This is a genomic window from Saccharomonospora iraqiensis subsp. paurometabolica YIM 90007 (assembly GCF_000231035.2).
In the GTDB taxonomy this organism is placed as follows: domain Bacteria; phylum Actinomycetota; class Actinomycetes; order Mycobacteriales; family Pseudonocardiaceae; genus Saccharomonospora; species Saccharomonospora paurometabolica.
This window is the reverse complement of record NZ_KI912260.1, coordinates 68,260-79,406: the sequence shown is the minus strand read 5'-3', so window position 1 is coordinate 79,406 and position 11,147 is coordinate 68,260. Positions and strand designations below refer to the sequence as shown.

Sequence of the window (11,147 nt, the reverse complement as noted above, 5' to 3'; positions counted from 1 at the left end):
GCCGACGACGCGGGGGCGCGGTGCGGATCAGGCGCCGCCGGTCCCACCCCCGGCCGCGTGCCCGAGGTCGCCCCGAGCAACGGAGTCCCCGTCGGGCGACGGGACGGATCCGGTGGCGTGTCGGTCCCGGTCGCCCACTGTGCGCCACCGGTGACCGCCCCGGTGTGGTTCGACGGCACCTCCACCGCCCGCAACGCCCCCCGCGCGACCACGGTCTCCGGCTGGTCCAACGTGGTCGGGAGGACACCGGTGTGTTCGTGGATCAGCCGCGCGACCAGCGGTATCCGACTCGACCCGCCGACCAGGAAGATCGCGGTCAGTTGTCCCGGCCGCAGTCCCGCAGCCTCGACCGTCGACCGGGTGAGCTCGACGGCCCGCTCCAGCGGATTCGCGATCAACCGTTCCAGGTCGTCCCGCGTGACGTGCGTGTCGGCGAACGGCGACGGGAGGGGAACGTCGGTGTACGCGTGCCGCGACAGGGTCTCCTTCGCACCACGTACGTCGTGGCGGAGGACCCGGCGGCGACGACGGACGGCGAGCGACCGCCCCTGGACGAGCTCGTCCCACGCGTGCCGGTCGCCCTCGGGGACGAGCGAACCCACATGGTCGAGCAGTGCCTGGTCGATGTCGGCGCCGCCGAACCGTGGATCGCCCCGGGTCGCGAGCACCTCGAAACCGGTGTCGGCGCGAGCGGGGCCGGGAAGACACCGGACGACACTCGCGTCGATGGTGCCGCCACCGAGGTCGAGCACGGCGATCTCCTCACCCGGACCGCCCCCGCACTCCGCGGAGTGGTCCCGCGCGGGTTCGCCGGGCACGAAGGTCGTCGCATGGAACACGGCCGCCGCCACCGGTTCCGGTACCAGGGCGACCTGGTGGGCGAGCCGTGCGGCGGCCTGACGCAGTACCCGGGTGCGCACCGCTCCCCAGTCCGCGGGGTGGGTGAGCACCAGGAGGGCGACCTCGGCATCGGCCGCGAGTCGCCGGGCTTCGGTGACGGCACGGGACAGCACCGCGCGAACGACGTCGACGACGCTCAAAACCGCGTCACCGAGCAGCAGTTCACCCTCGTCGATGCGTCGCTTGGGGTGCGGTTCGAACCGGGCCGGGTCCACCGCCGCCTGCCGCTCGGCCTCCTGGCCGACGAACAAGGTGCCGTCGGGGGCGGCGTAGACGGCCGACGACAGCAGCGGGTGGCCGTCGATGACCACGATCTGGGGTTCCCGGCCGTGCACCGACGCGGCAACACAGGTGCTCGATGTCCCGAAGTCCACCGCCACCCGCAGAGTCACCAGCCGCTCCCGCCTGTCGTCGTGGGCATGTACGCCGGAACCCTGTCAGACACCGCCCGCCGGCACCGACCCCGACGCGCTGCACCCCGCGAACGTGCCCACCCCGGAGCACGGCACCGCGGTCCGCGGTCGGCCCCCGGGGTGGGCGCAGTTCGCGGGCGGAATGCGCCCACCCCGGAGGACACGGCACTTCACTCGGGGTTGATCCACGAGACGTGCATCAGCTGCTTGCCGACCTTGCGGCTGACGAAGTAGCCGCGCCCCGGCGGCATCGGGCCCGCCTTCACATTGCCGAGCAGCTGCCCCTCGTCCTTCGACCCGTTCATCACCATGCCGGGCATGGCGAGCTCCTTGAGCTTGCCGAGGATCGGGTCCATGCCGGTCCGGGCCGCACCACCCGTGCGCCGGGCCACCACCATGTGCAGGCCGACATCCTTGGCCTGCGCGAGGTACTCGGACAACGGCTTCAGCGGGTTGTTCGTCGACGTCGCCACCAGGTCGTAGTCGTCGACCACGACGAACAGTTCGGGGCCGCTCCACCACGACCGGTCCTTGAGCTGTTGCGGCGTCACGTCCGGCCCCGGCAGCCGCTTCTGCATCGACTGCGCGACCTCCTTGACCATGTCCTCCAGCTGGTTGGCCGAGACCGCGTAGCCGAGCAGCTGGTCGCCCTCGACGAACCCGAGCATCGTGCGCCGGTAGTCCACCAGGATGATCACGGCCTCCTGCTTGGTGTGGCGCTCGGTGATGCCCCGCACGATCTGCCGCAACAGGTTCGTCTTGCCCGACTCGCCGTCGGCGTAGGCGAGGAAGTGCGGGTCGGCGTTGAAGTCGAGGTAGACCGGGGCCAGCTCGTCCTCGTCGACACCGATGGGGATGAGCTTGGTGTCGCGGTACTTGTCCTGCGCGAGCAGTTCCTCGTACGGCATGAGGTCCGGCAGCAGTCGCACCTTCGGCGCGGGCCTGCCCTGCCACGCCGACGCCACCTTGGACACGGCGTCGACGACGCCGTCCCCCAGGTCGTCGTCGCTGCTGGATCCGTCGATGCGCGGCAGCCCTCCGAGGAAGTGCAGCTTGTCCCTGGTCAGGCCGCGTCCCGGGCGACCGGCGGGGACGTTCACGGCGACCCTGCGATCGATGTCCGACTCGCTCGGGTCACCCAGCCGCAGCTCGAACCGGGTGCCGAGCATGTCCTTGATCGCGGGGCGGATGTCGGCCCACCGGTTCGACGAGATGACCACGTGGACGCCGTAGGTGAGGCCCTGCACCGCGAGCTTGGTGATCTGCGGCTCGAGCTCCTCGAAGTCGTCCCGCAGCGCCCGCCATCCGTCGACGACGAGGAACGCGTCGCCGAAGGCGTCCTGCTCCGCGGTGATGTCGCCGCGGCGCTTGCGGTTGCGGAAGTCGTTCATCGAATCCACACCGAGCGTGCCGAACCGGGACTCCCGCTCGTTGGCCAGCGTCGTCAACTCGGCCACGATCCGGCGGGCCTTGTCCGGTTCCCGCCGCGCGACGGCCACGCCACCGACGTGCGGCAGCTTCTCCAGGGGAGCGAGCGTGCCACCACCCAGGTCGATGCAGAAGAACTGCGCCTCCTCGGGCGTGTGCGTCAACGCCGCCGACATGATCAGTGTCCGCAGCATCGTCGACTTGCCCGACTGCGGGCCACCGACGAGCACGCCGTGCCCGGCGGCACCGGAGAAGTCCGCCCACAACGGGTCACGCCGCTGCTCGTACGGGCGGTCGACGATCCCCAGCGGGATCTGCAACCGACCGTTGCCGAAGAACCCGACCGGCGACAGCCCCCGGTCCTCCGTGGGATTCAGGTTCGGCAGCAACGTGTCGAGCGAGTTCGGCTCCTTCAGCGGCGGCAACCACACCTCGTGTGCGGGAGGGCCCTGGCCCACGAGTCGGCCGACGATGACGTCGAGCTCGCTCGGCTCCACGGCCTCGTCCGACTCGGGCTGCTGTTGCGGTTCCGGTTCGGGTTCCGGTTCCGGCTCGGTGGGCAGTTCCACGAAGTCGGGGACGAACAACTGTGGACGCTTGTCCGCGCGGACGACCTTGGCGCCCGGGGCCGCGGCCTTGATCCCCGCGGGCCGGTACGGGCCCGAGACGTAGGACGCCTTGAACCGCTCCAGCGTCGACGTGTCGTACTTCAGGTACCCACCACCGGGTACGGACGGCAGTTCGAACGCGTCCGGGACGCCGATCGCGGCCCTCGACTCGGCGGCGGAGAACGTCTTCAGACCGATGCGGTAGGACAGATGCGAATCCAGCCCGCGCAACTTGCCTTCCTCCAGCCGCTGGGACGCCAGCAGCATGTGCATCTGCAGCGACCGGCCGAGCCGCCCGATGGCCACGAACAGGTCGATGAAGTCCGGCTTCTCCGACAGTAGCTCGGAGAACTCGTCCACGACGATGAACAACGCGGGCAACGGGTCCAGGTCCGCCCCGTTCTCCCTGGCCTTCTCGTACTCCCAGACGTTCTTGAAGTTGCCGCCGTTCTTCAGCGCCTCCTGCCGCCGGTTCATCTCCCCGGCGAGGGCGTCCTTCATCCGGTCGACGAGGGTCACCTCGTCGGCCAGGTTGGTGATGACCGCCGAGACGTGCGGCGCCTTGTCGAGACCGAGGAACGTCGCGCCACCCTTGAAGTCGACGAGGACGAAGTTGAGCGACGTCGACGAATGCGTCGCGAGCATCCCCAGCACCAGGGTGCGCAGGAACTCGGACTTCCCGGAACCGGTGGCTCCGATGCACAGGCCGTGCGGGCCCATGCCCTCCATCGCCGCTTCCTTGATGTCGAGCTCGACCGGCTGCCCGTTCTCGCCGACCCCGAACGGTACGCGGTACCGGTCCCGGACCGGGCGCGGCCGCCACGCCTGCTGCACGTCGAACGTCATCGGATCACCGGGGATGCCGAGCAGCTCCAGCAGCGACGGGTTCGACAGCAGCGGCTGCTCCTCGCCGTCGTCGGCGGCGCCGGTGCTCATCCGGTAGGGCGAGATCTTGCGGGCCAGCGCCTCGACCTCGACCCTGCTCAACGTGTCGGGCCCGCCGAACCACTCGACACCGCCCGAGCTGCGCGCACCGAGCCGCTCCTTCTCCACGACCAGCCGCAACCCACGCCGCGCCGCGAGATTGCCGATCGAGTCGGACAGGTCGAGCAGCGTGACGCCGACGAGTCCCTCCTCCAGCAGGATCTGTTCCTCACCGGTGACGTCGGCGTCGTCGAGGACGATGACGATGTGCGGCTGGTCCGGTGGCGGTGTGGCGTTGCGGGAGAACCGCTGCCGGTCCCGCAGTTCCTCCTCCAGCCACTGTTCGACCTGTGCCAGCGACCCGCCCATCATGCGCAGCTGACCGATCCCGTCGGACAACGCGGGGTGCTGGACGTGGGGCAGCCACTTCGCCCACTCCCATTCCTCCTTCGCCCGTCCGGTGGTGGCCACGGCGATCAGCACGTCGTCCGGACTGTGGAAGGTCACCAACTGGGCGAGCATCGCGCGGGCGAGACCACGGGTCAGGTCCCGCTCACCCTGCATGCCCACCGCGGCGAAGCCACGCAGCGTGATCTGCGTCGGGAGATCCGGCACGATCGAATGAGCCCGGACGAACCGGCGGAGCGCCAGGGTCGCGATCGGTTCCAGCTCGTCGACCGGCCCGGTCTGCGGCGGAACGAGCCGGGTCGCCAGCCGGTGCGAACTCCGGCCGACCCGCAGGTGGAGGAAGTCCTGGTCGTTCTGCCTCCGTTCCCACATCCGCCTGCTCGTCGCGAGGGACCAGAGGCTCTCCGGGTCGGGATGCACCCATTCCAGCGACGCCCGCTGCTCCACCATCGCCTCACGGGCGCGGTCCCGCATCTGACCGAGATACCGCAGGTAGTCCTTGCGGTCCTCGTTCATCTCCGCCTTCTTCTGCTGGCCCCCACGACCGCCGCCCGCGAGCATGCCGACCATCGACATCATCATCATCAGCGGCATCATCATCATGAACGGGCTGGGCGGGCCGTCGCTCGCGGTGAACATGAAGGCGACCATGCCCAGCATCGCCACGACCATGACGACCGGCATCAGCTTCATGAGGATGTTGCCGGGAATCGTCCTCGGGACCTCGGGCGGCGGCTCGAGGTGGACCTCACCACCCGGCGGGCGGGGAGCAGCAAGCCGTGGCGACCGCTTGAACTGCAGCGTGCTCACCGAAAGGACCCCTCTTCGACTCGGCGACGGGGGCCGACGCGGGAAACGCGAACCGGCACATTCACCGGAACTGCCCCCACGCCTGGCCCGGGTGCGTTAATACTAGAGCGGCATCACGACATCATGGGGCCGGTTCGGCAAGATACCGGGCCCGGCCGGGGTTGTTTCCGCGACGCGGTATAAACGTCCGGCGGCGAAATCTCCAGGTAGGGGGCGAACAGGTGGCAACGGGCACGACGGTTTTCAGCAGGGTGACGGTGGTCGCGCCGCGCACCCGGATCGACGTCGCGCTGCCTGCCGACGTGGCGGTGGCCGACCTGATGCCCATGCTGTTGAACATGGCCAACGAGGCCACTCCGGACGGCGGCGCCCGGCACGGCGGCTGGGCACTGGCGAAGCTCGGCGACACCCCGTTGGATCCGAGTCGGACGCTGGCCTCGCTCGGCATCGTCGACGGGGAACTGTTGCAACTGCGCAAGCGCAATGAGAACCCGCCGCCCCCACTGTACGACGACGTGGTCGACGCGATCGCGGAAGCCGATCCGGACAGTTTCCGGCCTTGGACCAAGGAGACCGCGCGCCGGATCGGACACGTCGCGGGCGGGCTGGCACTGCTGCTGTCCGCCGTGGCGCTGTTCCTCAGCGGTTCGTTGTTCGGTGGCAACTCGTTGGCCACCGCGATCACCGGCGGCGTGGCCGCGATCGCCTGTGTCGCCATGGGCGCGACGCTGGTGAAAGCCTACGACGCGGAATCGACCGGCGTGCTCGTCGCCGCCGCGGGTGGACTCCCGCTGGCGTTCGTGAGCGGGTTCCACATCGTTCCCGACGGGGCACTGCGACCGAGCCTGCTGCTCGCCAGTGCGCTCCTGGTGGTGTTCGCGGCGGCCTGCATCCTGGTGATGGGCACGGGGATCACCACGTTCATCGCCGCCGCCACGGCGGGCGTCTTCGGCGTGCTCGCCTTCCTCGTCGCCACCCTCGTGGCACATCCCGCCCCCGGCATCGCCGCGGGCACCGTGGCCGTCGCGCTCGCGGGCATCTCCATTCTGCCCAGGGCCACGATCTGGCTCGCGAAGCTGCCGCTGCCGCAGGTCCCGAACACCGCGGAGGAACTGAAGGAGGATTCCGAACAACCGGACTACTCCGCGATCGAACGCAGGACCAGCGTCGCGCACAACTACATGACCGGACTGCTGGTCGGCAGCGGCGCGGTCACCGCGGTCGCCGCCGTCGTCACGGCCTCGTCCGGGGATGTCTGGGGCATCCTCACCGCCGTCGCGGCCACGCTGGTGCTGTTGCTGCGTGGGCGCACCTACGCCAACGGCGCGCAGGCAGTCGCGTTGCTGACCACGGGTATGGTCGCCGCGGGCGGTATCCTCGTGGGCTGGTTGTGGACCGAGGACCCCACCGGCCGGATCCTGTGGATCTTCGGTGTACTCGTGCTGCTCGGCGCCGCGGCGCTCGTGCTCGGCGTCGTGTTCCCGGACCAGCGGTTCACCCCGCCGATGCGCCGCACCGTCGAGATTTTCGAGGCCGTCTGCATCGCCTCGGTGATCCCGCTCGCCCTCGCCGTGATGGGGCTGTACTCCACCCTGCGGCACCTCGACATCGGCTGATGCTTTCCAGAGACGGCGCCACGACTGCTAGGGGGTTCGCGTGCGGACGGTCCGGACGGTGAAGAGGGGTTCCGCACTCGTGCTGGTCCTGACGACCGGCTTCGGGCCCGGCGCGATGCCGCTCGCCGCCCAGGAACAGGACGAGACGCCGACCGCCGGGTACTACGCGTCGCCGCCGCCCGTCGACATGAGCGTGCTACCGGACGACAGCGGCGCACCCGACAAGCCCTATGTCCAGGAGGTCGGCTGCGTCGAGCGCAACCCGGAGCACGACGCGGACATCCAGAATGCACCCTGGGGTCAGCAGTTCCTGCGCGTCGGTGACGTCCACGCGCTGATGCGGTCGACACTCGATTCGGTCGGGGCGAAGCCCGACGGGGACCCGGTTCAGGTGGCCGTCATCGACACCGGAGTCACCCGGCACCCGCACTTCCAGGACCGGGTGGAGGCGGGCGGAGACTACGTCGACCCCGCGGGGAACGGTGTCGAGGACTGCGACGGGCACGGCACCCAGGTCGCCGGGATCATCGCCGCCGATACGCCCGCCGACATCGCGTTCACCGGGATGGCGCCCGACGCGCGGATCATCGCCATCCGGCAGTCCAGCCAGAACTACTCACCCGACGAGGACGGCGCCGCAGCCGAGCCGGACTCCGACGACGACTCCGGTGACGGGGACGACGACGCGGGATCCGGTGACGGTGGGTCGGACGAGTCCGGGGACGGCGGCTCCGAGTCGCTGGTCGGGGACACCGGTCCGGCTCAGGACAGCCGGACCCAGCAAGGTGGCGGTGCGGGAACGTTGGACACCCTCGCCCAGGCGATCGTGCGGGCGACCAGACAGGGTGTCGACGTCATGAACATCTCCATCAACCACTGTCGGCCCGCGGACGGCGGTGTCATGCCGGAGGAACGGCGGCTGCAGGCAGCGGTGCGCAACGCCGTCCGGAACGACGTCGTGGTCGTATCCGCGGCGGGCAACGTGTCGAAGCGCTGCGAGCAGAACGACCAGGAGCCCGGTACGCCGCCGAATACGGTCGTGAGTCCCCCGTGGTTCGCCGACGACGTGCTCTCCGTCGCGGCGATCGACCGCACCGGAGGTGTCGCCGACTTCAGCATCCACGGCCCGTGGGTGAGCGTGGCGGCGCCGGGGACCGACATCACGTCGCTCGACCCGGCCGAGGGCTCCCGCCGACTCACCAACATGATGATCGAGAACGCCGAGCCGGCTTCGATCAAGGGGACGAGCTTCGCCGCGCCCTATGTCGCCGGACTGGCGGCACTGGTCCGCGCGAAGTACCCCGATCTCGACGCCCGGGAGGTGATGCACCGTATCGAGTTCACGGCGCATCACCCGGCGGCGCCCGGAGGACGGGACAACTTCGTCGGCCACGGCGTCATCAACCCGATGGCGGCGCTGACGGCGACGGTGCCGTCCGAGGAGGGACTCCCGGCGGCGCGGGCGGAGGCCCTCCCCTCGGACATGCCGCCCCCCGCCGACCGCAACTGGACTCCGGTCGTGGTCGCGGTGGTGGGCTCCGGCGGCGCGCTCACCGCTCTCCTCGTCACCCTGTTCGTCGTGCACACGATCCGCCGAAACCGCCCGACGAACACCACCCCCTCACCCTGACCGGGCCCGCCGGGCCTGCCGTGCCCTCGGGCACGGCAGGCCCGGGAACATTCCGCGGGCACAATGCGCCACCACGGCACCCGCACCGACGCCGAACAACCACGCCATCACGAGCCCGTCCCCGGAACCGCGACGACAGGGCGCTCCCGTCTCCGTGGAACGTTTCGCGGGCGGATCGTCCAGTACCCCCCAAGTACCCCGTAGGCGCACGCGCACCGACGACCGGCGCACTCCCGGGCGTGACACTCAGCCCCTCGACTGCTCAGTCGCCCCACGGCTGGGGCCGGGCGGGGGAGGCCGGGGGCGCGTTTCGCGGGCGGAATGTCGTTCGCCGGGGCACCGGCGGTGCCCCGGCGATACGGCAGCCTGTCGAGCTGGGTCGTTCGGACCTCAGCGGTATCGCGGGGTCGGTGAGGTGGGGACGCTCGACCGGTTCCGCGGGGCGTCAGTTCCCTTCCCGCACTTCACCGGAACCGCCGGCGGCGGCCCGGTCGTTCGATTCCACCCGCCCGGATCCTTCGTCCACCGGCACGTAGTCGAAGGTCCGCTGAGCGTCCTGCGGGTTCAACGACGCGCCGGCCGGCAACAGTTTGATGATCGACTCCGGCGCCGGGTCGGTCGGTGGGAGTCCCAGTCCCCGCGCGATCTCCGCACTCGGGATGCCGTAGCGCACGCCGCGATCGGAGATCAACTGGATGCTTCCCCGACCGAATGTCTCCTTGGTGGTCGCCGACCGGACGACACCGGCGTGGCCGGGCCGCATGTAGAAGCCGTCCACCTTCATGTTGTCCGGCCCCGGGGTACCGATGGGCACCGTGTCGGGCTCGTTGTTCTCGTCCTTCGGCCCGGGCAGCACACTGCCGACGTACACCGAGGTGGTGGCGTCCCGCTGCTCTCCTTCTCCCTCGATGGCCCAGCCGAGGCACGCGACAGGGTGCTGCATCGGATCGAGAACCGTCGGGACGGCATCCGGGTAATGCTGCACGTCGATATAGCCTTCGTCACCGGGTCCCACCCGCGGCAGGGACTGCAACTTGTCCGGCGCGACGGTCACAGCTTCCCGTGTGAGGGTTTCCTCGAAGAGGATCATGTCCGCAACCGCGGTGGAAACCGCCTGTACACCTGTCCGGGTGACAACATACTGATCGACACTCTCGGTGAGGTGGGTCTCGAACACCGCTCCGACCGGAAGCCCGTCGACGTCGTATCCCTCCGGGGACTCGCCCGCGCCGGGGATCGTCGGCGCGGCGAGCTCTCCCACCGACGGGATCGCGTTGAGCAGCCCCATCGAGATCTTCCGCACGAACCGCTCTTCGAGGTTGAGAGCCGCTGCCACCGAATTCTCCGCGAGATCGACCCGGGCGCGCACCGTGTTCGCATTCAAGGTGTTCGCGTCACTCTTCTGCCGGTAGACGAGATAATGGTTACCGTCATCGGCCGAGACCAGCAGCGCCTGTCGTTGCCCCAGTTGCCGCCCGAGTTCGCGCACACCGGCGAAGACGGTCGTTTCGGTCCCCGCTCGCTCCCGTGCGACCCGGTCGGTCAGGCTTCTGTCCATAGTGGTCTGATCGCAGACGGCCCAGTTCGGCGACACGAGCTGGTCCTTGTTCGGGAGAAGGTCCGGGCCGCCCGGAATGCCGTGCATACGGTTCCGCGGTATGTCCTTGAGCTGGTCGTCGGGAACCACCTCGGGAGGCGCGGGCTGAGCGGCCTCGGCACCGCCGCCCTCCCCCTGCGACCGCGCCATGAGAAGCAGTCTGGCCGACGCCAGATTGAACGTCGGGACCAACTCCTTCGGATTCCCCATGACGACGTAGACACTGCCGGACTGCTCGCCGATGACGATGCCCGAGTCCGGAGGCTTCGGAGCAGGCTTGAAGAAGCCCACCACGATGAACGCCACCATCCCCAGAGCACCCAGGACGACCCCGACGATCGTGGCCCGTGAGTGCGTGCTCATGGGATCGTGCAGCATGACGGCGTCCTTGCGGACCAGCGCGGACTGCATGCGGCGCAACACGAACCGGTACGCCTGGACTTGCGACTTGCTTGTCGGTGTTGACGGCATTCTCGACCTACAGCTCTCCCACTCGCGGTACGGTTCCGCAGGATAGCCGCACGGGACCCGTTGAGTGTTGGTTTCTACCAAGTCCGACCGGCCCCGGATCCGTCGGGATCGGCTGTCCAGCTCAGTCACAGGCACGAGGGGAAGAGAACGAGCGGATGTCCGTCAGCACTCCTCCACGCCCTCCGGGCCCCCCGGGGGGCCAACCTCCGTCCGGGCGTCCACCGGGGCCACCGCCACGTCCGGGAGGCCCGGGACCGGGAGGCCCTAACGGACCCGGAGGACCGGCCCGACCGGGTGGTCCCCCTGCGGGCCCGCCACCGGGTCCGGGTGGGCGCCCCGGCG

Annotated in this window: 5 protein-coding genes; 2 read left to right on the top strand and 3 right to left on the bottom strand. The window is 69.8% G+C overall.

Annotated elements, in window-relative coordinates; genetic code table 11:
• Both SACPADRAFT_RS29315 and SACPADRAFT_RS0222470 read right to left on the bottom strand, forming a co-directional pair.
• On the bottom strand, positions 1–1,292 hold a 1,292-nt coding region (locus SACPADRAFT_RS29315), incomplete at its 3' end, for an Hsp70 family protein (RefSeq protein ID WP_007024962.1).
• Between the two features lie 191 nt (positions 1,293–1,483).
• Complete coding sequence (locus tag SACPADRAFT_RS0222470) at positions 1,484–5,491, bottom strand: type VII secretion protein EccC (RefSeq protein WP_007024961.1); 4,008 nt, start codon at positions 5,489–5,491, stop codon at positions 1,484–1,486.
• Between the two features lie 221 nt (positions 5,492–5,712).
• On the opposite strand from SACPADRAFT_RS0222470, the gene eccD reads away from it, so the two are divergent.
• Both eccD and mycP read left to right on the top strand, forming a co-directional pair.
• Positions 5,713–7,107, top strand: coding sequence for a type VII secretion integral membrane protein EccD (gene eccD / locus SACPADRAFT_RS0222465; RefSeq protein WP_007024960.1), 1,395 nt, complete (start codon positions 5,713–5,715; stop codon positions 7,105–7,107).
• Between the two features lie 40 nt (positions 7,108–7,147).
• Positions 7,148–8,737: a type VII secretion-associated serine protease mycosin gene (gene mycP / locus SACPADRAFT_RS0222460; RefSeq protein ID WP_007024959.1), complete on the top strand. Its 1,590-nt coding sequence runs from the start codon at positions 7,148–7,150 to the stop codon at positions 8,735–8,737.
• 445 nt (positions 8,738–9,182) lie between these two features.
• On the opposite strand, the gene eccB is transcribed toward mycP, so the two are convergent.
• Positions 9,183–10,805, bottom strand: coding sequence for a type VII secretion protein EccB (gene eccB, locus SACPADRAFT_RS0222455; protein ID WP_007024958.1), 1,623 nt, complete (start codon positions 10,803–10,805; stop codon positions 9,183–9,185).
• Positions 10,806–11,147: the final 342 nt, after the last annotated feature.